Source organism: Roseomonas sp. KE2513 (assembly GCF_016107305.1).
GTDB lineage: Bacteria > Pseudomonadota > Alphaproteobacteria > Acetobacterales > Acetobacteraceae > Roseomonas.
Genome location: NZ_RCVR01000011.1, coordinates 82,605 through 107,862, shown reverse-complemented (window position 1 = coordinate 107,862; position 25,258 = coordinate 82,605). Strand labels below are relative to the sequence as shown.

22 protein-coding genes are annotated in these 25,258 nt (G+C 71.1%); 16 read left to right on the top strand and 6 right to left on the bottom strand.

The annotated features are described in order from the left end of the window. Positions 1-5 precede the first annotated feature (5 nt). A complete protein-coding gene (locus D9599_RS13390) occupies positions 6-824 on the top strand; it encodes an acyltransferase (RefSeq protein ID WP_198381729.1) in 819 nt (272 codons plus the stop codon). Here D9599_RS13390 and D9599_RS13385 read toward each other — a convergent pair. From D9599_RS13385 to D9599_RS13370, 4 genes are all read right to left on the bottom strand, one after another. After that, the gene (locus tag D9599_RS13385; RefSeq protein WP_198381728.1) at positions 821-1,585 is read right to left on the bottom strand and encodes an arginyltransferase; all 765 of its coding nucleotides are present in this window, start codon (positions 1,583-1,585) and stop codon (positions 821-823) included. The two genes, D9599_RS13390 and D9599_RS13385, sit on opposite strands and share 4 nt — an antisense overlap. An 80-nt stretch (positions 1,586-1,665) precedes the next feature. Beyond that, positions 1,666-4,041 carry a penicillin acylase family protein gene (locus D9599_RS13380; RefSeq protein ID WP_198381727.1) on the bottom strand — a complete coding sequence of 792 codons (2,376 nt, stop codon included), beginning with the start codon at positions 4,039-4,041 and terminating at the stop codon, positions 1,666-1,668. Between the two features lie 53 nt (positions 4,042-4,094). Beyond that, positions 4,095-5,975, bottom strand: a complete 1,881-nt coding sequence (locus D9599_RS13375; RefSeq protein WP_198381726.1) for a PAS domain-containing hybrid sensor histidine kinase/response regulator — start codon at positions 5,973-5,975, stop codon at positions 4,095-4,097. 162 nt (positions 5,976-6,137) lie between these two features. Further along, complete coding sequence (locus tag D9599_RS13370) at positions 6,138-6,938, bottom strand: IclR family transcriptional regulator C-terminal domain-containing protein (RefSeq protein WP_198381725.1); 801 nt, start codon at positions 6,936-6,938, stop codon at positions 6,138-6,140. A 135-nt stretch (positions 6,939-7,073) separates the two neighbouring features. Between D9599_RS13370 and D9599_RS13365 the strand changes: the two genes are divergently transcribed. The 8 genes from D9599_RS13365 to D9599_RS13330 all read left to right on the top strand — a co-directional run bounded on the left by D9599_RS13365 (position 7,074) and on the right by D9599_RS13330 (position 15,194). Next, positions 7,074-8,402, top strand: a complete 1,329-nt coding sequence (locus tag D9599_RS13365) for an aromatic ring-hydroxylating dioxygenase subunit alpha (RefSeq protein ID WP_232480468.1) — start codon at positions 7,074-7,076, stop codon at positions 8,400-8,402. Next, entirely contained in the window at positions 8,399-9,850 is a 1,452-nt protein-coding gene (locus D9599_RS13360) for a glutamine synthetase family protein (protein WP_198381723.1), read from the top strand. The genes D9599_RS13365 and D9599_RS13360 overlap by 4 nt, the downstream gene beginning before the upstream one ends. 10 nt (positions 9,851-9,860) lie before the next feature. Beyond that, the gene (locus tag D9599_RS13355) at positions 9,861-10,646 is read left to right on the top strand and encodes an ABC transporter ATP-binding protein (RefSeq protein WP_198381722.1); all 786 of its coding nucleotides are present in this window, start codon (positions 9,861-9,863) and stop codon (positions 10,644-10,646) included. Next, a complete protein-coding gene (locus D9599_RS13350; protein ID WP_198381721.1) occupies positions 10,612-11,403 on the top strand; it encodes an ABC transporter permease in 792 nt (263 codons plus the stop codon). Before D9599_RS13355 ends, D9599_RS13350 begins: the two co-directional genes overlap by 35 nt. A 17-nt stretch (positions 11,404-11,420) precedes the next feature. Then, positions 11,421-12,389, top strand: a complete 969-nt coding sequence (locus tag D9599_RS13345; RefSeq protein ID WP_198381720.1) for an ABC transporter substrate-binding protein — start codon at positions 11,421-11,423, stop codon at positions 12,387-12,389. Position 12,390: 1 nt separating this feature from the next. Continuing rightward, a complete protein-coding gene (locus tag D9599_RS13340) occupies positions 12,391-13,182 on the top strand; it encodes an ABC transporter permease (RefSeq protein ID WP_198381719.1) in 792 nt (263 codons plus the stop codon). After that, on the top strand, positions 13,175-14,347 hold the full coding sequence (locus D9599_RS13335) for a CynX/NimT family MFS transporter (RefSeq protein ID WP_198381718.1): 1,173 nt from the start codon (positions 13,175-13,177) through the stop codon (positions 14,345-14,347). The genes D9599_RS13340 and D9599_RS13335 overlap by 8 nt, the downstream gene beginning before the upstream one ends. A gap of 82 nt (positions 14,348-14,429) precedes the next feature. Continuing rightward, positions 14,430-15,194 (top strand): hypothetical protein, encoded by a 765-nt coding sequence (locus tag D9599_RS13330; RefSeq protein ID WP_198381717.1) that lies wholly within the window; start codon positions 14,430-14,432, stop codon positions 15,192-15,194. Positions 15,195-15,240: 46 nt separating this feature from the next. On the opposite strand, the gene D9599_RS13325 is transcribed toward D9599_RS13330, so the two are convergent. Then, positions 15,241-16,752, bottom strand: coding sequence for an aldehyde dehydrogenase family protein (locus tag D9599_RS13325; RefSeq protein WP_198381716.1), 1,512 nt, complete (start codon positions 16,750-16,752; stop codon positions 15,241-15,243). Positions 16,753-17,043: 291 nt separating this feature from the next. Between D9599_RS13325 and D9599_RS13320 the strand changes: the two genes are divergently transcribed. The 4 genes from D9599_RS13320 to D9599_RS13305 are packed head-to-tail and all read left to right on the top strand — an operon-like array spanning position 17,044 to position 21,721. Beyond that, positions 17,044-18,468, top strand: coding sequence for a malonyl-CoA decarboxylase (locus D9599_RS13320; RefSeq protein ID WP_198381715.1), 1,425 nt, complete (start codon positions 17,044-17,046; stop codon positions 18,466-18,468). Positions 18,469-18,470: 2 nt separating this feature from the next. Continuing rightward, positions 18,471-19,679 carry a CaiB/BaiF CoA-transferase family protein gene (locus D9599_RS13315; protein ID WP_198381714.1) on the top strand — a complete coding sequence of 403 codons (1,209 nt, stop codon included), beginning with the start codon at positions 18,471-18,473 and terminating at the stop codon, positions 19,677-19,679. Next, positions 19,666-20,559, top strand: a complete 894-nt coding sequence (locus D9599_RS13310) for an alpha/beta fold hydrolase (RefSeq protein ID WP_232480467.1) — start codon at positions 19,666-19,668, stop codon at positions 20,557-20,559. The genes D9599_RS13315 and D9599_RS13310 overlap by 14 nt, the downstream gene beginning before the upstream one ends. A gap of 43 nt (positions 20,560-20,602) precedes the next feature. After that, positions 20,603-21,721 (top strand): alpha/beta hydrolase, encoded by a 1,119-nt coding sequence (locus D9599_RS13305; RefSeq protein ID WP_198381713.1) that lies wholly within the window; start codon positions 20,603-20,605, stop codon positions 21,719-21,721. Between the two features lie 175 nt (positions 21,722-21,896). On the opposite strand, the gene hemB is transcribed toward D9599_RS13305, so the two are convergent. Next, positions 21,897-22,892, bottom strand: a complete 996-nt coding sequence (gene hemB / locus D9599_RS13300; protein WP_198381712.1) for a porphobilinogen synthase — start codon at positions 22,890-22,892, stop codon at positions 21,897-21,899. A 135-nt stretch (positions 22,893-23,027) separates the two neighbouring features. On the opposite strand from hemB, the gene rpiB reads away from it, so the two are divergent. From rpiB to nrdR, 3 genes are read left to right on the top strand one after another with little or no spacing between them, the layout of a single operon-like run. After that, a complete protein-coding gene (gene rpiB, locus D9599_RS13295) occupies positions 23,028-23,486 on the top strand; it encodes a ribose 5-phosphate isomerase B (RefSeq protein ID WP_198381711.1) in 459 nt (152 codons plus the stop codon). Continuing rightward, positions 23,483-24,787, top strand: a complete 1,305-nt coding sequence (gene glyA, locus D9599_RS13290; RefSeq protein ID WP_198381710.1) for a serine hydroxymethyltransferase — start codon at positions 23,483-23,485, stop codon at positions 24,785-24,787. Before rpiB ends, glyA begins: the two co-directional genes overlap by 4 nt. Before the next feature lie 13 nt (positions 24,788-24,800). Continuing rightward, complete coding sequence (gene nrdR / locus D9599_RS13285; protein WP_198381709.1) at positions 24,801-25,253, top strand: transcriptional regulator NrdR; 453 nt, start codon at positions 24,801-24,803, stop codon at positions 25,251-25,253. Positions 25,254-25,258 lie beyond the last annotated feature (5 nt).

The window sequence follows — 25,258 nt, the reverse complement described above, 5'->3', positions numbered from 1 at the left end:
CCGCGATGCAGGACCGCAGGGTGCTGATCGAGGCCATCACCGGGCATCCGGCCTGGAATGGCTTCTTCGCCCGCCCGCGGCCCGACCACGACTTTCCCGACCTCCATGCCGCCGTGGTCTATGGCACGGGCGCGGAGGACGTGGCAGCGCTGGCCGCGCTCGGCATCCATGTCGAGGGTGGTGGAGGGCAGGGCAATCTCGTGCTGCTGTCGGCCCCCCGGGGCGGGCACAACCTTCGCCTTCGCTTCGGCGGCCGTGCGGATGGCGTGGTGGCGCTCGGCGCCGAATGCCTCCTTGCCGGCAACATCGGCTTCGAGGGGGACGGCCATCTCCTCCTATGCAACGGCCGCGGCACGCTGCACCTGAACGCCACCTTTCGCCAACACGAGGGCGCGCTCTTCCTTGGCCGGCACGTCACCGTGAACGGCGCCGACTTCCTCGTGGAGGGGCCGCGCCGCAGCATCGTCGTCGGGGACGACGCGATGGTCTCCTACAGGGTACAGATCCGCACCAGCGACAGCCATGGGATCGTCTCCCTGGACGACCTCTCGGCGGCACTGAACCCGCCTGCCAGCATCAGGGTGGCCCCGCATGTCTGGATCGGGGCGGATACGGTCGTCGGGCGCGGCGTCAGCATCGGTCGCGGCGCCATCGTCGGGCTCGGCACCATCGTGACGAAGGACGTAGCCCCCTGCACCCTTGTCGGTGGCGTGCCGATGCGCGTGCTGAAGGAGCGCGTGACCTGGACCCGCGCCTCTCAGCCGAGCCGGGAGGAGGCGGAGGCCGCGGTCGCCTTCGCATCGGCCGAGAGGCCGGAGGGCTAGCCCACGCTCTCCGGCACCAGGGCCGCCATCGGCGGCACCCCGTCGCGGAGCGGATGCCAGGCGCCCTGGGTGAGGATCTCGCTCGGCCGGAAGCCGGCCTTGTAGGCCATCTTGGCGCTCTGCGGCACCCAGTAGCCGAGATAGACGTAGGGTAGCCCCAGCGCCCGCGCCCGCTCCACGAGGTGCAGGATGGCCAGCGTGCCGAGCGAGCGCCCGGCATGGTCCGGCTCGAAATAGGAATAGACGGCCGAGAGCCCGTCCTTCAGCCAGTCCGTCAGGCAGGCGCCGATCAGCCGGTCCGGGGCCTCGCGGAACTCGATCAGCATCGTCGTGATCGGCGTGTCCTCAACCATCGCGCGATAGTCGTAGAAGCCCATGGCGGCCATGTCGCCGTCCCGGTGCCGCGCCCGCTGGTAGCGCTGGAAAAGGGCGAACTGCTCCGCCGTCGCCCGCGCAGGCACCTCCTGCGCCACCACCTCCGCATTGGCCCGCAGCACCCGGCGATGCGTGCGGGAAGGCTTGAAGTCGTCCACCACGATGCGGATGGGGATGCAGGACTGGCAGCCCGGGCAGACCGGGGCATAGGCGATGTTGTGGCTGCGCCGGAACCCCGCGCGGGAAAGGCGGTCGTGCAGCGCCTCCCCCTCCGGGCCGGAGAGTTCGGTCACGACTTTCCTCTCGGTCCTGCCAGCCAGGTAGGGGCAGGGCAGGGGGGCCGTGGTGTAGAAGAACTGCGGTCGGCGTTGAGCGCGGTGAAGCATTCGGGGGCCAGTTTCGGCGGAACCGATGCCGCCGTCCATGGCTAGCGCACTGTCTGCGGCAGGGTTTCGGTCACGTCCTGTCACGGCGCGAGCCTCAGGCGGGCGGCAACCGGCGCGCGCGCGGGCAGAGGCTCCAGCTGGCCGGTCACCCAGCCCGCGTTCATGTCGCCCCAGTGGCGGGAGAAGGGATTGCCCGACTGGCCCGTGGCGATCGCCGCCAGCACGCCGTCCGGCGAGGCGAGGTCCATGACGATCCGCAGGCCCGGCCCGTGGATGTGGGAGAAGTCGCGTGCCATGCCGCCGCGGTTCACGGTCTCCCCGTCGCCGGGCGTCGGCGCCTCGATCCGCAGCCAATCGGAGAGAAGCGGCACGAAACGGAGCAGCGGGTGCTCCAGCCGCACCCGGTGGGCGGCACCCCATCGCCAAGTGGCAGGATCGGATCCGAAGCGCGCCGCGAGCTCCGCCACAGCGTTCTCCAGCGCACGGGCCGAGAGCGCCTCACAGCCCACCGCCCCGCACCAGCTAGCGCCAACCGGGGTGAGCAGCAGGCGCAGGAATTCCGGGCCGGACGAAAAGGCACCCTCGGGCACGCCGCCCTGGGTCAGGGCCAGCCGGCCGAGTTCCCGCGCCCAGGCGTTGAAGATCAGGGGCTGGGGCAGGCCGGGCAACATCGCGCCGTCCCACCCCCCCATCAGGTCGTACGCCACGCCGGGCGCGCCGAGGGAGCGGGGCGGGGCCTTCAGCAGCGTCAGCATTTCCCGCGCGTGGAGGCTCACGGCATCGGCCTGGATCGTGCCGAGATCGGCGGGGGCATGGCGCGACTGGGCGTGCAGAAGCTCCCCGATGCGGCGGAAGCGCCAGTCGCCGTACCAGTCGCGGCCGAGATAGGGCTCCGCGCCCGGCGGCTGCACGCGGTTATTCGCGTTGACCACCACGCCGCTCGCGGGCGTCACGACATGCGGCATGGCGTCGAAGGGCACCCAGCCCGTCCAGTCATGCGCGCCGTCCCAGCCGCGAACGGGCAGGGCGCCGTCACCCGCGGCGCGCACCGGCGTGCGGCCGGTCAGGAACATCGCGATGCCGCCCGCGGCGTCCGCCACCATCAGGTTCTGCGCGGGGGAGGCGATCATCGCCGCGGCCGCCCGCGCTTCCGCGACCGAACCCGCGCGGTTGAGCGCGAGAAGGCCCGCCGCCTGCGTATCGGAGGGGGCGAGGCTGGCCATCGAAACCGCGAGTATCCGGTCCGCCGGCGGCCCTTCGTCGAGGTCGGAGATCACCGGCCCGTGCCGCGTCTCCCGCACGCGCATCACCACGTCCGGGGCGCCGCGCACGGCGATCCGCTCCTCCCGCACGGTGAAGCGGCGTGGGCCGGAGGGTGTATCGTAGGTCTCGGGACCCGCGAGGCGCTCAATAAAGACGTCCTGCGTGTCGGAATGGGTGGTGGTGAAGCCCCAGGCGAGGCGCTCGTTGCGCCCGATCACCATCATCGGCACCCCCGGCGCCGTCGCCCCCGCGAGGAAGCGGCCGTTGGGTAGCTCGATCCGCGCGAGATACCAGAGTGCCGGCGCCTGGAGCGCGAGATGCGGGTCGGAGGCGAGGAGCGCCCCGCCGGTCGCCGAGCGCGAGGGAGCGATGGCCCAGGCATTGGAGGCCGATTCCGGCAGCGGCGCGTCCTCCCCCCAGCGCGGCACGGCGCCAAGCAGGGCGGCGAGGCGAGTGGGGGCGGGAAGGGCCGCGAGGTCCGGCCGGCCGGGGCTTTCATCAGCTGGCCAGAGCTGGGCCAGCCGCTCCGGCGGCAGCACCGAGGCCAGCCTTGCCCGCTCCGTCTCCGTCCGCCAGTTGCCGGAGAGCCAGAGCCCCATGATCTTGCCCCAGAGAAGGCTTTCCGAGGCGCGCCAGGGCTCGGGCTGGCCGAGGGCGATGAACTCGGGCGCGGCGAAGCGGCCGCGGGTCGCGATCCAGGCGTTCACCCCGGCGGCATAGGCCTCCAGCAGGTCCCGCGCGTCCGGCGGCAGGGCGGCGAGGTCCGCCTCCGCCCGCGCGCGCAGGTTCAGCGTGCGCATGTAGCGGTCGAGGCGCAGCGTCGCCGGGCCGGCTATCTCACTCAGACGCCCGGCGCCGTTGCGGCGCATCAGTTCCATCTGGAAAAGCCGGTCGCGCGCGTGGAGCACGCCCATGGCCACCGCCGCGTCCCGCTCGGTGCGGGCGCGCAGGCGGGGCACGCCGCGCGGGTCGAACTCGATCTCTACGGGGGCCGAGAGGCCCGCGACGCGCAGCGCTTCCGACTCGCCCGGCAAGGTCGCCCAGACGAGCGCGGCCGCCCCCGCCAGGGCAAGGAGGGGAATGGCGACGAGGAGGAGCAGCGCCCGGCCCAGCCAGCGCCAGCGACGCCTCGGGCGCGCCGGCCTGCCCGCGCTCCCGGGCGGGAGCGTTCCTTGTGGGCTCGTAGGGGTCATGGGCACCATGGCCGCCATATGGTCCCCGCCCCCGGACTTGGCCAAGGGCGGTGTCAGTCGGCGGCGGCTTCCGCCAGGGCGCGGCGAAGTGCGCCGAGGTCATAGGGCTTGCGCAGCAGCGGCAGCCCGGCCTCAGCCACCCGCGCGGGGGCGCCGCCATAGCCGCTGGTGAGCAACACCGGCAGGCCGGGCCTGGCCTTCGCCACGGTGCGGGCGAGATCCAGGCCGTCCATCTCGCCAGGCATCAGCACGTCCGTGAAGACGAGGTCCACCTCGATGCCGGCGGCGATCTGGTGAAGCGCATCCGCCGCGCTGCTCGCGCGCAGGGCCGAGTGGCCGAGATGCTGCATCATGTCGAGCACGAGCGAGGCTACGGCCTCGTCGTCCTCCACCACCAGCACGCGGAGCGTCCTCTCTCTTACGCCCCGTCGCGCGGCGCCGGCGCTGCCCGCCGCGTCCGGCACCGTCTCGGCACGGGGAAGCAGCAGGGTCACGCAGGTGCCCTGGCCCAGGCGGCTGCCCACCCGCGCCGCACCGCCGCTCTGCCGCGCGAAGCCGTAGACCTGCGGCAACCCAAGCCCGCCGCCGCCGCCGGACTTCGTGGTAAAGAAGGGCTCGAAGGCACGGGCGAGCGCTTCCGGCGACATGCCCGTGCCTGTGTCGGAAACCTCGAGGCGCAGGAAGTCGCCGTGCAGCCCCTCCGGCTCCTCCGTGCCGGCAAGGGTCACGTTGCGGGCGGCGATCCGTAGCACCCCCGCACGCGGCATGGCGTCCTGCGCGTTGAGGGCGAGGTTGGTGACCGCGAGCTCCATCTCCGAAGGGTCGGCCAGCACGGGCCAGAGCGTGTCCGGCGCATCCACCTCCACCGCGATGTCGGCGCGGAGCGAGCGCGAGAGCAGGGCGCCGATCTCACGCAGCCAGGGGGCGAGGGCGACGCGCTCGGGCCGCAGGGCCTGGCGGCGGGCGAAGGTGAGCAGGCGCCGCGTGAGGTCCGCGCCGCGCGCCGCTGCCGCCGAGATGTTCGCGGTCAGCTTCGCCCGCCGCGCCGGGTCCTCCGCACGTGCGAGCAGCGAGGCGCCGGCCGTGACCACCGCCAGAAGATTGTTGAAGTCGTGCGCGACGCCGCCGGTGAGCCGCCCGAGCGCCTCCAGCTTCAGGGTCTGCGTCAGCCGTGCCTGCGCGGCCTCGCGCGCCGCCACCTCGCGCTCCACCTCTCGCCGCAGGTTCTCGTTCGCGTCGCGCAGCGCGATCTCGGCGCGCTTGCGGGCCGTGATGTCGATGCAGAGCCCGACCAGCCGCAGCGGCGTGCCCCAGTCGTCGCGGTGCAGCCGGCCGCGGCCGGAGAGCCAGAGGATGCCGCGGTGGGGGTGGCGCACCCGGTACTCGATCTCGCATTCGGAGGCCGTGGTGCTGAGGAAGCCGCGCAGCTCGCGCTCCACCGCCGCGCGGTCCTCGGCGTGAACCCCGGCCAGCCAGGCGTCGTAGGAGGCGGCAGCCTCTGCGGGCAGGCCGAGCAGCTCGCGGTACTCGTCGGACCACGTCATTGTGCCGTGGGGGATGTGCCAGTCCCAGGCGCCGGCACCGGCGTAGCGGTGGGCTAGGCGGACCCGCTCCTCGCTCTCTCGCAGGGCAGCATCGATCGCGACCAGTTCCGCCCGTCGCTCCGCCACCTCGCGTGCCAGGGCGGCATTGGCGTCCTCCAGCTCGGCCGAGAAGGCGGAGAGTTCCTCCAGCGCGGCGCCGAGGGCGGCGTCGTCCTCCTCCGCGGCCGCGCGGCGAGCGGAAGCGAGGGCGCGGCCGGCGGAGACCTGCCGCTCGGCCGTGCGCAGCCTTGCCGCCAAGCGCGCGGCCTCGGCCCGCGCCTCGGCCAGGGCGGCACGCAGGGCAGCGGGGTCCGTGCCCGCCTCAGCGGGTCTCGCCCCGGCCCTGGCCATCGGCGGCCCGTTCCTTGTCGGCACGTGCTGCTGCACCGGTCCTCCACCGCCAGGATGCTGGCTGGGAAGAACGGCCGAGCCGCCCGCGAGTTCGCCCGCCAAGACACTACCTCGCAACGAGGGGGCGGCGTTGGGTGGAATGCGGGGGCGTCGAGAGGGCGCTCAGACGAGCTGCGCTCCGATCTCCTCGGCCTCGGCCAGCAGCAGCGGCAGCAGGTGAGCTACCATTTCTCCGGCCGGATGAAGGGCCAGGGAGGCGCCCATGTTGAGGGCCGCCACCACGCGGCCATCGTAGCGGCGCAGCGGCACGGCGAGAGAGCGGAAGCCCAACTCCGCCTCGTCCTCCACCAGGGCGTGGCCGGCGGCACGGGCGTCCAGGACAGCGGCCCGGATCCGCGCCGGGTCCATCTCCGTCCGCGGCGTCACCGGCTCGGGCCGCAGGGTGGCGAGCACCCCGTCCAGCACCGGGTCGGGCAGGGCGGCGAGCAGCACCCGGCCCAGCGCGGTGCAGTGGGCAGGCAGGCGCGTGCCCACCATGGCGCTGAAGGGCGAGAGCCGCGCCGCCTGGGCGTGGGCGACGAAGACGATCTCAGCCCCTTCCAGCATGGCGACGGAGCAGGTGGTGCCCCGTTCGGCCGCAATCCGCTCGCAACGAGGTTGCAGGAGGAAGGAGACGCCGTTGGAGGCGAGATAGCCCGTGGCCAGCCGCAGCACCCGCGGGGTAAGCCGGAACTGTCGCCCCTCACTCTCCAGCAGGCCGAGGTTCAGGAGGGTGGCCAGCGCCCGGCGGGCCGTCGCGCGGGGCAGGCCGGTGGCGCGGGCCGCCTCGGCGAGCGTCATCGCCCGCCGCGCCGCGCCGAAGGCCGAGAGAACGGCGATTCCCCGCGCCAGGGCTTCGGAGTGCTCGGGCCCATGGGCCTCCGCCTCCCGGCGGAGCGCTGCCTCGGCGCCCAGTCGCGGCATGGTCAATCCCTTTCGTCCGGCGCGGCAACGGTCGTTGCGCTGCGAGCGGGGAACAATCTACGCTCATCGCAGCGAGCGAACAGGTGTTCGGTCAGTGGACGCTTCACGGAGGGCCTGGCCATGATGAGCGCGGAAATGAACCAACGGCTCACGCGGGTGGGGCCGGGCACGCCGGGCGGGGCACTGCTGCGCCGCTACTGGCAGCCGGTGGCGCTGATCGAGGAGCTGGAGGGGCCGCGGCCGGTCCGTGCCGTCCGGGCGTTGGGTCAGGACTTCGTGCTTTTCCGCGACGAAGCCGGACGACTTGGTCTGATCGACCGGGACTGCCCGCACCGGGGCGTAGACCTCGCCTATGGCCGGCTGGAGGATGGCGGATTGCGCTGCCCCTTCCACGGCTGGCTCTTTGCAACCGACGGGCGGTGCCTGGAAACGCCGGCGGAGCCCGAGGGCAGCACCCTTTGCCAGCGGATCCGCACCCGCTCCTATCCCTTGCAGGTTCGTGCCGGGATCATCTTTGCCTATCTCGGCGAGGGAGAGGCGCCCGCGCTGCCCGCCTTCGACTGCTTCGTGGCGCCGGACACCCATACCTTCGCCTTCAAGGGGCTGATCGAGTGCAACTGGCTGCAGGCGCTGGAGGTTGGCATCGACCCCGCCCATGCCTCCTTCCTGCACCGCTTCTTCGAGGACGAGGACGCGAGCGCCGGCTACGGCAAGCAGTTCCGCGGCGCCTCGGACGGCTCCGACCTGCCGATGACCTATGTGCTGCGCGAGTTCCCCCGCCCGCGCATCGAGGTCGAGGGCACGGATTACGGACTGCGCCTGACCGCTCTCCGCCGCATCAGCGACGCCACCACCCATGTGCGCGTCACCAACCTCTACTTCCCCCAGGCCTTCGTCATCCCGATGAGCGCGGAGATGACGATCACCCAGTGGCACCTGCCGGTGGACGACACGCGCTGCTACTGGGTCGCGATCTTCACGAGCTTCGCGGCCCCGGTGGACCGCGCCCGGATGCGCGCACAGCGGCTGGAGACCTACGCGCTGCCGGACTACGTCGCGCGCCGCAACCGCACGAACGAGTACGGCTTCGACCCGCAGGAGCAGATGGGCCAGACCTATACGGGCATGGGGCACGACATCAACACGCATGACCAATGGGCGGTGGAGAGCCAGGGCGCCATCCAGGACCGCACGCGGGAGCACCTGGCCTCGACCGACAAGGCCATCGCGGCCAATCGCCGGCTGCTGCTGCGCGCCATGGAGGCGATGGAGGAGGGACGCGCGCCCCTGCTCGCGATCGGCGAGGAGGAGGCGGCGCGGCTGACCGGCCCCGCCACCATCGACGGCATGGCGCCGACAGAGGGGTGGGAGGCCCATTGGCGCGCCGCCGTCGCCCGCCGCCGGGCCGGCGCCCCCTGGGCCCCACCCGAGCTGTCCCTCGCCCCAGCCAGGGCCGCCGAGTGAACGCCCATCCCCGCATGAGCTTCGCCGAGCAGCACGGGCTGCACAGCGACAATGCCCGCCGCCAGGCGCAGGACGTGCTCCGCCGCTTCGAAGCGGAGGGCATCGGCGTCCTCCGCCTCTCCTGGGCCGACCAGCACGGGATCCTGCGCGGCAAGACCGTGGTCGCGGCCGACGCGGCACGGGCGCTGCGCGACGGTATCGCCATGACCACGACGATGCTGCTGAAGGACAGTGCCCACCGTACCGCCTGGCCGGTTTTCAACGCGGGCGGCGCGCTGGGCATGAAGGAGATGGAGGGGGCGGCCGATTTCCTGCTGCTGCCCGATCCTGCCAGCTTCCACGTGCTGCCCTGGGCGCCGCACACGGGCTGGATGCTCTGCGACGCCTATTTCGCGGATGGGCGGCCCGTCGCGCTCTCCTCCCGCCACCAGCTTCGCCGCGCGCTCCTTCGCGCCGCCGACATGGGCTTCGGCTTCACGACCGGCGTGGAGATGGAATTCCACCTCTTCCGCCTGCTCGACCCTAAATTGGCGCCCGGGGATGCCGGCCAGCCCGGCACGCCGCCCGAAGTCGCGCTGCTGACCCAGGGCTACAACTACCTTACCGAGAGCCGCTACGACGCGCTGGACCCCGTGCTGGAGGTGCTGCGCCACGCGATCGAGGCGCTGGAGCTGCCGCTGCGCTCCATGGAGGTGGAGTACGGGCCAAGCCAGGTGGAGTTCACCTTCGACGCCCAGGACGCCATGGCCTCGGCCGATGCGGCGATCCTGTTCCGCTCCACAGTGAAGCAGGTGGCGCGGCGGCACGGCTACCACGCAAGCTTCATGTGCCGGCCGCGCATTCCCAACGTCATGTCCTCTGGTTGGCACCTGCATCAATCGCTCACCGAGGCGACGAGCGGCCGCAACGCCTTCGTGGGAGAGGGAGGCGCGCTGCTCTCGGACACGGCGCGCCACTATCTCGGCGGGCTACTGCACCACGCGCGGGCGGCGGCGGCCTTCTCCACGCCGACGATCAACGGCTATCGGCGCTATCGCCCGCTCTCGCTGGCACCGGACCGCGCGGTCTGGGGAATCGACAACCGCGGGGTGATGGTCCGCGCGCTCGGGCGCCCTGGGGACCGCGCGACACGGCTGGAGAACCGCGTGGGGGAACCGGCGGCGAATCCGTACCTCTACATGGCCTCGCAGCTGCATTTCGGCCTCGATGGAATCGAGCGCGGCCGCGAACCCGGCCCCCCTGCCGACGCCCCCTACGACACGGAGGCGCCGTTACTGCCCCGAAATCTGTCCGAGGCCCTCGACGCCCTGGACAGGAACGAAACGGCGCGCGAGGCTTTCGGTACGGGGGTGATCGACTGGTTCCTGCGCCTCAAACGCGCGGAAATCGCTCGTTTCGAGGCCGAGGTCTCGGAATGGGAGCAGCGCGAGTACTTCGAACTTTTCTAGGGGACGGCTGATGGCGATCCTGGAGCTGGAGGCGGTGGAAAAGTCCTTCCCCGGCCGGGGCGGGCCGCCCACCCTTGCCATGGATAGGATCAGCCTAGCCGTGCGGGACGGGGAGTTCCTCTCGATCCTCGGCCCCTCCGGCTGCGGCAAGTCCACCCTGTTGCAGATTGCGGCCGGGTTGATGCCCCCTACCGCCGGCACCGTGCGCGTGGCCGGGCGCCCCGTCACGGCGCCGCCGCCGGAGGCCGTCTATGTCTTCCAGCAGTACGGCCGCTCCCTGCTGCCCTGGCGCAGCGTGCGCGACAACGTGGCCTTCGCGGTGGAGCACCGGCCCGGCGTCTCGAAGGGGCAGGCGCGGGAGGCAGCGGATGTCCAGCTTGCCGCCGTCAATCTCACGGGCTTCGGGGATCATTTCCCGTGGCAGCTCTCGGGCGGCATGCAGCAGCGAGTGGCTCTGGCCCGTGCTCTCGCGGCCGAGCCGAAGATCATGCTGCTGGATGAGCCTTTCAGCGCCGTAGATGCGCTCACCCGCCTCGACCTGCACCGGCTGATGCTGGAGCTGTGGGAGAAGCGGGGGCTGACCGTCGTGCTGGTGACGCATGACGTGGAGGAGGCGGTCGCGCTGTCAGACCGCGTGGCCCTGCTGACCAAGCGCCCCTCCACCATCGCACGGATCGTCGAAACCGGCCTGCCCCGCCCGCGCGACGCAGTGGAGGTGCGCGAGACGCCGCGCTTCCTCGAATTGCGGCACGAATTGTTGGATGCCCTACTCTCCCGGGGCGGCCATGCGGCCTGAGCGCCTGCTCCGCCTCGTCCCAGGCCTGATCTTCCTCGCGCTGCTTCTCGTTGCCCTTGAATGGGCGGTTACCACGGGGCTGATACGGCGCGCGCTGATGCCGCCGCCCTCCGCCATCTGGGAGGTGTTGCAGGACCTGGTCACCTCGGGCGAGGTGCTCGGTCCGCTCACCGCCACGCTGCGCCTCGTCTTCATCGGTTTCGGCATCGGCTCGGTGATCGGCATCGCCGTCGGCACCGCCATGGCTTGGTGGGCGCCGGCCTATCGGCTGCTGGAGCCGCTGGTGGAGATGGTGCGGCCGCTGCCGAAATCCGCTCTCGTGCCGCCGTTGATGCTCTTTCTCGGGATCGGCGACGCGATGAAGATCACCTCGGTCGCGCTCGCCGTCGTCTTTCCGGTGCTGGTGAACACCTTGCAGGGCGTGCGCGGGGTGGATCGCGTGCTGCTCGACTCCGCGCGCACCCATGGCTGGGGCACAGGCCGTGCGCTGTGGCACGTGGTGTTGCCGGCGGCGCTGCCCTTCATCCTCGCGGGAATGCGGACCAGCCTCGGCCTTGCGCTCATCATCGCCGTGCTGTCGGAGATGCTGACGGGGCAGGGGGGATTGGGCTTCCTCATCCTCGACATGCAGCGGAGCTTCCTGATCCGCCAGATGTACGCCTGGCTGGTGATCCTGGCGCTGGTCGGTCTCGCGCTTAACGCCCTCTTTGCCTGGGCGGAGGCGCGGGCGCTGCACTGGCAGACGCGCAACGGATAAAAGAGGAGACAGAAGAGATGAACGAGATCACCCGGCGCGCCGCGCTCGGCGCGGCCCTGGCCATGCCGCTGGTGGCGCCGGCCCTGCGGGCGCAGTCCCTGACGAAGATGCGCGTGAGCGTCCTGCCCGTGCTGGACACCGCCCCGGTGCACGCTGCCATCGCGCAGAACTTCTTCGCGGGGGAGGGGATCGAGGTGGATACCTCATCCACCACAGGCGGGGCGACGGGCCTGCCAGGGCTAGTCGCGGGCCAGTACCGCGTCACCTTCTCCAACACTGTCTCCACCCTGCTCGGCATCCGCGAGGGGCTGGACTTCCGCTTCATCTCCGGCGCCGCGCGCTCGCAGCCGCAGCCGCCGGACACGATGGCGATCCTCGTGCGGAAGGGCTCGGGCATCACCAGCGGCAAGGGGCTGGAGGGCAAGCGCGTCGCCTCCAACACGCGCAACAACATCGTCTGGCTGCGCGGCATGGCCTGGATCGACAAGACCGGCGGCGATTGGAAGCGCGTGACCACGGTGGAGGTGCCCTTCCCGCAGATGGCCGATGCCTTGGCCGGCGGGCAGATCGATGCCGGCCTGTTCAGCGAGCCCTTCGTGACCTCCGCCCTGGAGACGCATGGCGACAAGCTGGAGCGCATCGGCTGGATCATCCAGGAGACCGCGCCTGCCTCCTCGATCGCGCAATATGTCGCCATGAAGGAGGACCTGGAGAGGAATGGCGAGCTATTCGACCGCTTCGTCCGCGCGCTGCACAAGGGCACGGACTGGGTGAACGCCCATGCCGGCAAGCCGGAGCTGCTGCAGCTCGTCGCCAACTTCACGCGTGTGCCGCTGGAGCGGCTGCAGAAGGTGGCCTTCACCGCCTATCCGAAGGAGGTGTCGCAGCCTGAGATCGCCGAGATGATCGCGACGATGACGAAGTTCGGCCTCGGCGGCCGCTACCCCGCGCCGGCCGACCTCATCTTCCGCACGGCGAAGGCCTGACTTGGCGGGCGGCACCGTCGCGGCGCCCCGAGGGTTCCGCCCCACCTCCGGCCTGCTGCTGGTCCTCGGCCTTTTCCTCCTCTGGGAGGCCTCGGCGAGGACCGGCATGGTGGACAGCCCGAACTGGCCGCCGCTGTCGCGCGTGCTGGTCGCGCTGGTGCGGGACACGGCTTCGGGCGAGATCCCGATGCTGGTTGGCTCCACGCTCGCTCGCATGTTCGCGGGATTGGCGGCCGGCACGATCGCCGGCATCGCGGTGGGGCTTCTCTTCGGCGCCAGCACGATGGCCCAGCGGGTCCTCGGCCCGACGGTGGAGCTGATCCGTCCCATCCCGATCCCGGCCGTGATCCCGCCGCTGGTGCTCTTCCTCGGGCTCGACAACGGGATGAAGATCACGGTGGCCGCGGTCTCCGCCTTCTTCCCGCTGCTGACCAACACCGCCCAGGGGTTGCGCGCGGTGGAGGCGGACCAGATCGCCATGGCCCGCACTTTCGGCGTGCCCGCCTGGCGGCGGCTGTTCCGCGTCACGCTACCGGCCATCCTGCCCTATGTCATGGCGGGGCTGCGCGTCGCTCTCGCGCTCGCGCTCGTCACCACCGTGGTCGCTGAGATGATCGCGGGGGAGCAGGGGGTGGGCCACTACCTCGTGCTGATGCAGTTCGCGGGGCGGGCGGAGGAGATGTACGCCGCCGTCCTCGTGCTTGCCCTCCTCGGCTACGCGCTGAACCGCGGCTTCCTCTGGGTGGAGCGGCGCTCCATCGCCTGGTACTTCGCGACCGGCAGGGATGGCTGAGGCGCCCACGCGCTGGGCGCAGGTCGGTGCGCTCGCCGCGGCCGGCATCGCCGCCGCCGTGCAGTTCGGCAAGGTCGCGCCCTCCCTGCTCGCGATCGGCCAGGGCTTCGGCGTCGGGCTGACGGGCGCGGCCGGCCTCATCTCGGTCTTCGCGCTCGTCGCGGCCGCAATCGGCCTTCCAGCGGGGCTGCTGGCCGCGCGGGCGGGTGTGCGGCGCGTGTTGCTGGGCGCACTCTGGGTACTCGGTGCGGCGGGGCTGAGCGCCAGCCTCGCGCCGGGTATTGGTACCCTCTATGCGCTGCGCGCGCTGGAGGGAGCCGCCTTCCTCGCGATCGTCGTCTCGGCCCCGACCCTCGTTGCGGCCTGCGCCGCCGGGCGGGACCGTCCGCTTGCCATGACCCTCTGGAGCGCCGTGCTGCCGGCGGGGATCGCGCTCGGCCTGCTGGCAGCCCCGCTGGTGGAGGTTTTCGGCTGGCGCATCGCCTGGGCCGTCGCGGCCCTCCTGCCCTGGGGCGCGGCGCTGCTGGTGGCGGCGACGCTGCCCGCCGCGATGGCCGGGCTTCCGGCGCCGGCCTCCGGCGGGCTCGGCAGCCGCCTGGCTGCGCTGTGGCGCGCGCGGTTGCCGGTCTTCGTGGCGCTCGCCTTCGCCTGCTATTCCGTCATCTACTACGGCATCGCCAATTTCCTGCCGACCCGACTGATCGAGGGCTTCGGCCTGCCGCTCTCACTCGCCGGGATCGCGGGTGCGGTGGCGGCCCTGGTGAATGTTGCGGGCAATCTTTCCGCGGGCTGGCTGATGCGGCGCGGGCGGCGGCCCGCGGTGCTGGTGATGGCGGCGGGATCGGCCATGGCGCTGCTCTCGGCCGGCGCCTTCGCATTGCCGGCCTCCCTGCCGCTGACCCTCGCGACGGCGCTGGTCGCCTCGGGCATCGGAGGCGCGGTTCCCGCCTCGCTCTTCGTGCTGGCGCCGCGCGCGGTGCCGGATTCGTCGCTCACCAGCCCGGCGCTCGGCCTGCTGGCGCAGTGCAACAATGTCGGCGCGGTGCTCTCGCCGCTCGTGGTGGCCGCGGCAGCACGGATCGACTGGTCGCTGGCGGCGCTGCCGCTGCTGGCGGCGGGGGGCGCGCTGCTGCTCTTCGCGCGCCCGCTCCGCCGAGTGCAATAGCCCTTGCGCCGGCCGCCGGAGGGTGGCGAATAGGGACGGAACGATCGCGTGCCGGTGATGACCCGCGCGGAGAGGACGAACGATGCTCGGGGAACTGACGAAGCTTCTGGGCCGCCGCCCGCGGCGCGCCGCGGTGGACGTGGGCTGGGTGATCACCGAGCCCAAGGCATCCCTCATCTGGGATGATCCCGAACCGGTCCGGCGCAAGGTGCCGCGCCCGGCCTCCGCAAAGTCGGTGCAGGCTTGCCCGGCCGCGATCGACTTCGAGGCCCGGCACTTCGCCGTACCCTGCCCGATCGACGTGCGCCTGAGGCTGCGGCTGGAAGCCGGCAAGCCGCCGGTGATCGAGAATGCCGACGGCGCGCAGAGCTCCATCCGCAACAAGGCGCTGGGCAACATGGTGACGATCGTCAGCCGCTCGGAATGGCGCCACCCGGACCGGCCGATCCTGCAGTTCAGCACGCCCTACGTCTTCGTGGCGGATGACCCGGTCTTCCTCAACCAGTTGCCGCCCTTCCTCGGCTACACCGACCCGCCCTGGCCGGGGGTGCAGGTTTCGGGGCGCTTCCCCGTGCATATCTGGCCGCGCCACCTGATGTGGGCCTTCGAGTGGTTCGACACCTCTAAGGAACTCGTGCTGAAGCGCGGCCAGCCCTGGTTCTACCTGCGCTTCGAGCCTGAGGACCCCTCCACCGCCGTGCGGCTGGTGGAGGCAGAGCTGACGCCCGAGCTGCGCCACTACATCGATTCGATCGGCGGCGTGACGAACTACGTGAACCGCACCTACGCGCTCTTCGAGCGTGCGGCGAAGCGCCGGCCGAAGACGCTCCTCGTCCGGCGAGGGTAGGCGCGCGCCCGGGTTCCGCGCTGGCGGCGGAACCCGGGGGATCGGCTTACCCCATGTTCACCATAATCGTCTTCTTGTGGGTGAAGTGCTCCAGCATCGCCTCCAGCGAGGCTTCCTTACCGAGGCCGGAGGACTTCACCCCACCGTAAGAGAGGTTCGCCTGCACGACGAGGTTCTGGTTGATCTGCACCAGCCCCGCCTCAAGCCGGTGCGCGAGCGTGAGGCCGACCTTGAGGTTGTTCGTCCAGAGGCTGGCCGCGAGGCCGTACTCGCTGTCGTTCGCCTCCGCCAGAACGGCCTCTGGATCGTCGAAGGGCATCGCGCAGGTGACGGGGCCGAAGATCTCCTCCTGCACCAAGCGGCTCTCCTTGCCGAGGCCGGTGAAGATGTAGGGGCGGATGAACAGCCCCTTCTTCAGCGCGGGGTCGGAGGGCATGGCGGAGCAGGCGCGGCCGGTGGCACCCGCGGTCGCGACCCCTTCGTCGATGAAGGACTTCACCTTCTCGAACTGGCCTTCGGAGATGATGGTGCCAATGTCCGTCTTCTCGTCCAGCGGGTCGCCCATCACCATCTGGTCGACCTTCTCGGCCATGGCATCCACGAAGCGCTGGAAGATGGGGCGCTCGACATAGATGCGGCTGGCGGCGGTGCAGCTCTGCCCCTGGCGCGTGAAGCGCATGGAGGTGATGGCGCCCGCCAGCGTCTTCTCGAAGTCGCAATCGGCGAAGACGATCATCGGCGACTTGCCGCCGAGCTCCAGCGTGACGGGAATCAGCTTCTCGGCAGCCGCCTTGGAGACGATCTTCCCCGTCTCGACGGAGCCGGTGAAGGTGACCTTCCGCACCTTCGGGTGGGCCACCAGCGGCGCGCCGCATTCGGGGCCGAAGCCCGAGACCATGTTGAACACGCCGGCCGGCAGCACGCGATTCATCAGCTCGCAGATGCGCAGCACCGCGAGGGGCGCCTCCTCCGCGCTCTTCACCACCACGGAATTGCCGGCGACGAGCGCGGGCGCCACCTTGAGCGCCATCAGCAGCATCGGCACGTTCCAGGGGATGATCGCGCCGACCACCCCCAGCGGCTCGCGCACCGTGACCGAGAGGACATCGGGCGCGAAGGGTACGGTCTCGCCCTTCAGCTCGCCGCCGAGGCCGCCGAAGAACTCGAGGATATCGGCGACGGTGTTCGCCTCCACCCGGCTCTCGGTCCGCAGCGCCTTGCCCGTCTCGAGCGCGATGAGGCGGCCGAGTTCCTCGACATGGGTGCGCATCAGCGCGGCGCATTGCGCGACGAGGGCGCCGCGCTTGCGGGCGGGCATGCGCGCCCATTCCTTCTGGGCGCGCGCCGCGTCCTCCACCGCCGCGTCAACGTCCGCCGCATCGCCGTCGGCGGCGCGCGCGACCTCCTGGCCGGTCGCGGGGTTCACCACGGCGAAGGTCTTGCCGGAGCGGGCCGGCACGTAGCGGCCGCCGATGAAATGCAGCCCGGAAAGCGCCTTGGCGAGGGCGAAGGGATCCGTGCTGGGGGCCTCGGGCGTGGGGTGGGGGCTGTCGAGCATTCTGCGTTCCTCCGGCATCGGCCTTGGCGAAGATAGGGACAAAGGCGGGGGAGGGTGCCCCCGCCGGTCTCTTGCCGCAAGCTTGGACCCCGCTGGCGGAAGCGTGCCTTGCCGGGGAGGGCGCGGGCGGCCAATCTGGCGGTCACGGCGCGACGCGGCGCCCTGGCCAGGCCGGCTGCCCGAGGGTACGGCGCCGGCCGGGGTGCCGCGCCACACCCATAACCCTGCGCCGGCCGGCGCCCAAGCCATGGCGGCGCCGCTGGCCGGCGTCGTCCGATCCGGAGGAGACGCATGTCCGAGGCTGTGACGACCGTGGACCGGGAGGCGTCCGACCAGGACGCCCCGGCCGAGGCCGCCCCCGCCGCCGCCCGGTCCTGGATCGAGCGGCTCTGGTCCTCCATCGCCGATCGCGGGCGCCTCTTTGCCTCCGTTCCCAGCGATTCCACCCCGCCGCTGGAGCGCGCCAGGGGGCTCGTGGAGGCACTCCTGACCGAGCGCGGCGAGGCTTCGGGCGCCGCTGTCGCACGAGAGGTGATGGCGGCGCTGCGCGACCTTGCCCCGGCCGACCGCGCCGCCTTCCACCTCTTCATGGCCACCAGCTTCGGCCCAAAGCCCGATGCCCTCCGCGAAGCGGCGCTGGCCTATCTTTCGGACCCCACCCCGGCCAACGCTGCCCATCTCTCCCGCTGCGCCGAGCCGCCGCGGCAGGAGTTGCTGCGGCGGATGAACATGTCGCCGGGCGGTACCGCGGCGCTGGTGGAGTTGCGCCGCCAGCTTCTGCACGAGATGCGCGCCGAACCCGCGCTGAAGCCGCTGGAGGAGGACCTCCACCACCTCTTCGTCTCCTGGTTCAACCGCGGCTTCCTTCAGCTCCGGCGCATCGACTGGCAGACGCCGGCGGCGGTGCTGGAGAAGATCATCCGCTACGAGGCCGTGCACGAGATCGCCGGCTGGCACGACCTGCGCCGGCGCCTGGCCGCCGACCGCCGCTGCTACGGCTTCTTCCACCCGGCGCTGCCGGACGAGCCGCTGATCTTCGTCGAAGTCGCGCTCGTCCAGGGTCTCGCGGCCTCGATCCAGCCGCTGCTCGACACCGAGCACGAGGCGGGGGCGGAGGCGCGGGCGGCAGAGGCCGACACGGCCATCTTCTACTCCATCTCGAACTGCCAGGACGGGCTGCGCGGCATCTCCTTCGGCAACTTCCTCATCAAGCAGGTGGTGGAGGACCTGAAGGCGGAGCTGCCCCAGCTCACCCGCTTCTCCACGCTTTCCCCCATCCCCGGCTTCCGCCGCTGGCTGGACAAGCGGATGGCAGACGGGCTGGCGGATTCCGAGCTGGCTCTGCCGCTCTCCGAGCCCGAATGGTGGCGTGATCCCGTCCGTGTGGAGGCGTTGCGCATTCCGCTTCTGCGCCTCTGCGCCGAGTACCTGACCGAGCCGGGCGGGCGGATGGACCCGGTGGCGCGCTTCCATCTCGGGAACGGCGCGCGGCTCGAACGCATCAACTGGCTGGGCAACACCGCGCCCCGCGGCATGCAGGAATCCTACGGACTGATGGTCAACTACCTCTACGAACGCGACGAGATCGAGCGGAACCACGAGGCCTTCGCGCGCGGCGGCACGGTCGTGCGCTCGGGCGGCGTCGATGCGCTGCTCGCACCCTCCCGCGCGGTTGCCGTCCGCAAGGACAAGCCCCGCCCAGCCAAGGCGTCCTGAGCATGGTGCCGAACTTCGCGCCCGGCGCCCTGGCCGGGCTGAAGGTGCTCGACCTCACCCGCGTCCTCGCGGGCCCGACCTGCACGCAGATGCTGGGTGACCTCGGCGCAGAGGTGATCAAGATCGAGCGCCCCGGCGCCGGCGACGACACCCGCGGCTTCGCCCCCCCCTACGTGCCCCGCACGAAGGAGAGCGCCTATTTTGTCGGCGTGAACCGCAACAAGAAGTCGGTCACCCTCGATATCGCGAAGCCCGAGGGGCAGGAGATCGTCCACCGGCTGCTCGCCGAGTGCGACATCCTCGTGGAGAACTTCAAGGTCGGCGCGCTCGCCAAGTACGGCCTCGGCTGGGATGACCTGAAGGGCCGCTACCCGCGCCTTATCTACTGCTCCATCACGGGCTTCGGGCAGACCGGTCCCTACGCGCCGCGCCCAGGCTACGACGCGCTGATCCAGGCCATGGGCGGCGTCATGTCCCTGACTGGGGATATCGAGGGCGAGCCGCAGAAGGTCGGCATCCCCGTCGCCGATCTCTTCGCCGGCCTTTACGGCTGCATCGGCGTGCTGGCGGCGGTGAACCACCGCAACAGCACCGGCCAGGGGCAGCGGATCGATATCGGCATGCTCGACACCCATGTCGCCTGGCTCGCCAACCAGGGCATGAACTATCTCGCCACAGGCGAGAACCCGCCGCGGCTGGGCAACCAGCATCCCAATATCGTGCCTTACCAAGTCTTCCCGAGCAGCGACGGCTACATCGTCCTCTCGGTCGGCAACGACCCGACCTTCGAGCGCTTCTGCAAGCTCGTCGGCCAGGAGGCGCTGCTTGCTGATCCGCGCTTCGCGACCAACGCGGCGCGCGTCGGGAACCGGCAACTTGTGACCGATACGCTGACCCCCGTCATGCGCTCCCGCACTACGAAGGAGTGGGTGGCGGCGCTGGAGGAGGCGAAGATCGGCTGCGGTCCGATCAATACCCTCAAGGATGTCTTCGAGGACCCCCATGTCCAGGCGCGCGGGGTGGTAGTGGAGATGGACCACGCGAGCGGGGAGCGGGTGCAGGTCATCGCCAACCCCGTCCGCCTCTCGGCCACACCGCCGAGCTACCGCAGCGCCGCCCCGGTGCTCGGCCAGCACACGGAGGAGATCCTGGCCGGGCTCGGGCTGGATGCCGAGGCGATCGCGAAGCTCCGGTCCGATGGCGCTGCCTGAGAACCGCCGTATGACGCCGCGGGTCGGCGCCTTCCGCGCGCGCCTCGGACCGCTGGAGCCGACGCTCCGCTGGGTCGAATGGGGCCCTGTGGAGGGCGAGCCGGTGGTTTGCGTCCACGGCCTGACCCGTACGGGGCGCGACTTCGATGTGCTGGCCACGCGCCTCGCGGAGCGCGGCCGCCGCGTCATCTGCCCCGACGTCTTCGGCCGCGGCTTCAGCGACTGGCTGCCCGACGGCTCGCTCTACGCCGTGCCGACCTATGCCGCCGCCTTCCAGCAGTTCCTGGACGCGCTCGGCCGGCCCTATGATTGGGTCGGCACCTCGATGGGCGGGCTGATCGGCATGGCGCTGGCGGCTCTGCCGGGCACGACGCCGCGGCGGATGGTGCTGAACGACATCGGGCCCTTCATCCCCGCCGGGGCCCTGCAGCGCATCGCGGACTACCTCGCCCTCAGCCACGACTTCGCCAGCATCGAGGAGGTCGAGACCCATCTCCGCCTTATCCACGCCCCCTTCGGTGGGCTGTCCGACGCTGCCTGGCGGCACCTTGCGGAGACGAGCGCGCGCCGCACCCCGGCCGGGCGCGTCGTGCTGCACTACGACCCCGCGATCGCCGCGCCGATGCGGAACGCCCCGATCGCGGATGTCGATCTCTGGCCGGTCTGGGATGCGCTGACCCCGCCCGTCCTTGTCCTGCGCGGGGCCGAGAGCGACCTGCTGGACGAGGCGACGGCTGCCCGGATGGCCACCCGCCCGAAGACCCTGCTGGTCAATGTCGCGGGCTGCGGCCACGCGCCGGCGCTCATGGAGCATGCCCAAACGGCGGTTATCGCCGAGTTCCTCTCCCATTCCGGGCAAGCAACCGGGTCGGAAGGCTGACGTTCACGCCGGCAGTGCCCAACAGGGGCTGCTGGAGAACCCGATGACGAACCTGTCCCGCCGCGGGGCGATGATGCTGCCCCTCGGTCTGGCCGGCCTTGCCGCCGCCTGCGCCCCTGCTGCCCGCCAGATGGCGATGACCGCCGATCCCTCCGGCCGCGCTGACCCGGAGATGCTGGCGCTACTCGAGAGCTACGCCCGCCTCAACCCGATGCCGATCGAGGGCCTGACCTCCGCCGAGGCCCGCCGCCAGCCGAGCATGGCCGATGCCGTCCGCACCCGCGCGCTCGAGAAGCAGATCACCAATACGCAGCGTCCCATCAACAGCTACAACGACACCACGCTGACGACGGTGCCGAACGCGCTGCAGGCGCGCATCTATCGCCCCATCTCCGCCAGCGCCGGCCCGCTGCCGGTGATCCTCTATTTCCATGGCGGGGGATGGGTGATCGCGGGGATCGATACCTACGACGCCTCGGCCCGCGCGCTCTGCGCCGATGCCCAGGCGATCGTCGTCTCCGTGCACTACCGCCAGGGGCCCGAGTTCCGCTTCCCCACCGCGCATGACGACGCCAACCTCGCCTATGCCTGGGTGGTGACGAATGCCGGCGCGATCGGCGGCGATCCGAACCGCATCGCCATCGTCGGCGAGAGCGCGGGCGGCAACCTCGCGATCAACACCGCCATCTTTGCCCGCGACCGCCGGATGGGCTCGCCCCGAGCCGTGGTCGCCATCTATCCCGTGGGCGGCGTGGACCTCGAGACGCCCTCCTACCGTGAGTTCGCCAACGCCAAGCCGCTGAACAAGGCGGGCATCCAGTGGTTTGTGTCCAACTACACAACCGGACCGCAGAACCTGCAGGACCCGCGCCTCGACCTCGTTGGCCGCGCCGATCTGCGCGGTCTGCCGCCGGTCTTCATCGTGAACGCCGAGATCGACCCCCTGGCGACCGACGGCGCACGGCTGGAGGAGAAGATCCGCGCCTCCGGCGGGCAGGTCACCCGGACCCTCTACCCCGGCGTGACCCACGAGTTCTTCGGCACCGACGCTGTGGTGACGAAGGCCCGCCAGGCCCAGCGGCAGGTGGGCGAGCAACTGACCGCAGCCTTCGCGGCGGCGCCCCCGGCCGCGACGCCGGCGCGGCGTCGGCGAGGGGTGTGACCGGGCGGCCCCCGTGACTCCGGGGAGAAGAAGGAATTCTTCCTCTCCCCGGACCTCTCTCCATCATCTTCGTTTTCAAGTTGGAAGTTCTGAGCGGCCGGTGCGCCTCGGGGCCCCTGGCGGGAGAGGTCTGGAGAGGGCAGGGCCCTCTCCATGACTCCGGCCCGGGAACCTTCTACCCCGCCCGCAGGCGCTTCGCCGCGTCCACCGCGAAATAGGTGAGCACCCCGTCCGCCCCGGCACGGCGGAAGGACATCAGGCTCTCCATCATCGCGCGTTCACGGTCGATCCAACCGTTCTCGGCGGCGGCGGCGATCATCGCGTACTCGCCGCTGACCTGATAGGCGAAGGTCGGCACCGAGAACCTCTCCTTCACCCTCCGGACGATGTCGAGATAGGGCATGCCGGGCTTCACCATCACCATGTCCGCGCCCTCCGCGAGGTCGGCGGCCACCTCGCGGATCGCCTCGTCGGAATTGGCGGGGTCCATCTGATAGGTCTTCTTGTCGCCCTTGAGCGAGCCGCCGGAGCCCACGGCGTCGCGGAAGGGGCCGTAGAATGCGGAGGCGTATTTCGCCGAGTAGGACATGATCCGCGTGTGGATCAGCCCCCGGGCATCGAGCGCCGAGCGGATGGCGCCGACGCGGCCGTCCATCATGTCGGAGGGGGCGATGATGCCGATCCCGGCCTCCGCCTGGACCAATGCCTGGGCGACCAGCACCTCCAGCGATTCGTCGTTGTGGACGTAGCCGTCGCGGATCACGCCGTCATGTCCGTGGTCGGTATAGGGATCGAGCGCCACGTCCCCGACCAGGACCACGCCCGGGAAGTCCCGCGTGAGCTGCCGCGCCGCCCGGCACATGAGGTTGTCGGGGTTCTTCGCCTCCGTCCCTTCGGCGTCCTTCTTGTCGGCGGGGGTCGCAGGAAAGAGGGCGACGGCCGGGATGCCCAGTGCCGCGGCGGGGCCGACATGGTCCGACAGACGGTCGAGCGAGACGCGGAACACCCCGGGCATGGAGGGCACCGGCTGCTGCTGCCCTTCTCCCTCAACCACGAAGATCGGCCAGATCAGATCGTCCACCGAGAGGCGGTTCTGGGCCACCAGGCGCCGGGTCGGATCGTCCAGCCGGTTTCGGCGCGGACGGGCGATGGGGAAGGGGGCGTGGGTCATGCGGACCTTTCTCGCGCCGGAAGGCGCCCCCGCCAAGATAGGCGGTGCCGGGCCCGTCCCGCTGCATGGCCGACCCGCCCCCCAGGTCTGGCCTGCCCGTTCCACCGGCGGCGCAAGCCATGGTAGAGCGCGGCCATGTCAGCCCCGCTCACCATCGCGGTCGGCGCCGACCATGCCGGCGTCGCCATGAAATCCACCCTCCGCCAAGCGCTGGAGGAGGCCGGCCATTCCGTGCTCGACATGGGCACCCAAGGCCCCGAGAGCGTGGACTACCCCGACTTCGGCATGGCGGTGGCCGAGGCCGTGCAGGCGGGACGGGCGCGCTACGGCGTGCTCGTCTGCGGCACCGGCATTGGTATCTCGATCGCGGCCAATCGCCTGCCGGGGATCCGTTGCGCCCTCGTGCATGATGCGACGGGTGCCCGCCTTTCGCGAGAGCATAACGATGCCAATGTCATCGCTTTCGGCGCCCGCATGATCGGGGTCGAACCTGCGCTCGAGGCGCTGCGCGCCTTCCTCGCCACTCCCTATGCCGGCGGCCGCCACGACCGCCGGGTCCTGAAGCTCTCGCCGGACTGGACCCGTACCCCATGAACGACCTCTCGCCCGCCGCCAGCACCGACCGCTTCTTCAACGCTCCCCTCTCGGAGATCGATCCCGAGATCGCCGACGTCCTTGCGCGCGAGCTGGTGCGCCAGCAGGACGGGATCGAGCTGATCGCCTCCGAGAACATCGTCTCCCGCGCCGTGCTGGAGGCCCAGGGCTCGGTGTTGACGAACAAGTACGCGGAAGGCCTTCCCGGGAAGCGCTACTACGGCGGCTGTGAGGTCGTGGACGTGGCAGAGACGCTCGCGATCGAACGGGCGAAGAAGCTTTTCGGCTGCGGCTACGCCAATGTGCAGCCCCATTCGGGCGCCTCGGCCAACGCGGCGGTGTTCTTCGCTCTGCTCCAGCCCGGCGATACCTTCATGGGCCTGGACCTGGCAGCCGGCGGGCACCTCTCGCACGGCTCGCCGGTCAATCTCTCCGGCAAGTGGTTCAAGGTCGCGCCCTATACGGTGCGGCAGGAGGACCAGATGATCGACATGGAGGAGGTCGCCCGCATCGCGCGGGAGAGCCGCCCCAAGCTGATCTTGGCCGGCGGCTCCGCCTATGCCCGCACCTGGGACTTCGCGAAGTTCCGCGAGATCGCGGACGAGGTGGGCGCCATCTTCATGGTGGACATGGCCCATTTCGCGGGCCTCGTGGCCGGTGGCGCGCACCCCTCGCCCTTCCCCCACGCGCATGTGGTGACCACCACCACCCACAAGACGCTCCGCGGCCCCCGCGGCGGCCTCATCCTCTCGGATGACGAGGCGCTGGCCAAGAAGTTGAATTCGGCCGTCTTCCCGGGCACCCAGGGCGGGCCGCTGATGCACGTCATCGCCGCCAAGGCGGTGGCGCTGGCCGAGGCGCTGCGCCCCGAGTTCCGCGCCTATGCCCGCGCTGTCGTGGACAATGCCCGCGCGCTGGCGGACACGCTGCGCGAGGGGGGCTTTGGCCTCGTCACCGGCGGCACGGACAACCACCTCGTGCTGGTCGATCTTCGCCCGAAGAACCTGACGGGCAAGGCTGCCGAGGCCGCGCTGGGCCGCGCCCACCTGACGGTGAACAAGAACGCCATCCCCTTCGACCCTGCGAAGCCCTTCGTCACCTCGGGCGTGCGGCTGGGCTCCCCCGCCGCCACCTCCCGCGGCTTCGGCGAGGCGGAGTTCCGGGAGGTGGGGCGGTTGATCGGCAACGTGCTGGACGGCCTTTCCCGCGCCAACTCGCCCGAGGGGAACGCGGCGGCCGAAGCGGCGGCCGGGGAGGCGGTCCACGCCCTCTGCGCCCGCTTCCCGATCTACCGCGGCTGAGGCCGCCCGCCGGATGCGCTGCCCTTTCTGCCAGTCCGAGGACACGCAGGTGAAGGACAGCCGTCCGGCCGAGGACGGCGCGAGCATCCGCCGCCGCCGCTCCTGCAACGCCTGCGGCGCCCGCTTCACCACCTTCGAGCGGGTGCAGCTGCGGGAGCTGACGGTGCTGAAAAGCGATGGCCGCCGAGTGGCCTTCGACCGGGAGAAGCTTGCCCGCTCCATCCGCGTCGCCCTCCGCAAGCGGCCCGTGAACGAGGACCAGGTGGAGAGGATCGTCACCGGCATCCAGCGCCGCCTGGAGTCGGAGGGGGCGGAGGAGCTGACCTCCAAGGCCATCGGCCAGCGCGTGATGGAGGTCCTGCGGGAGCTCGATCCCGTCGCCTACGTGCGTTTTGCCAGCGTCTACGAGAACTTCCGGGACGCGAAGGACTTCCACGCCTTCCTTGGCTCCCTGGACAACTCCTGATCCCG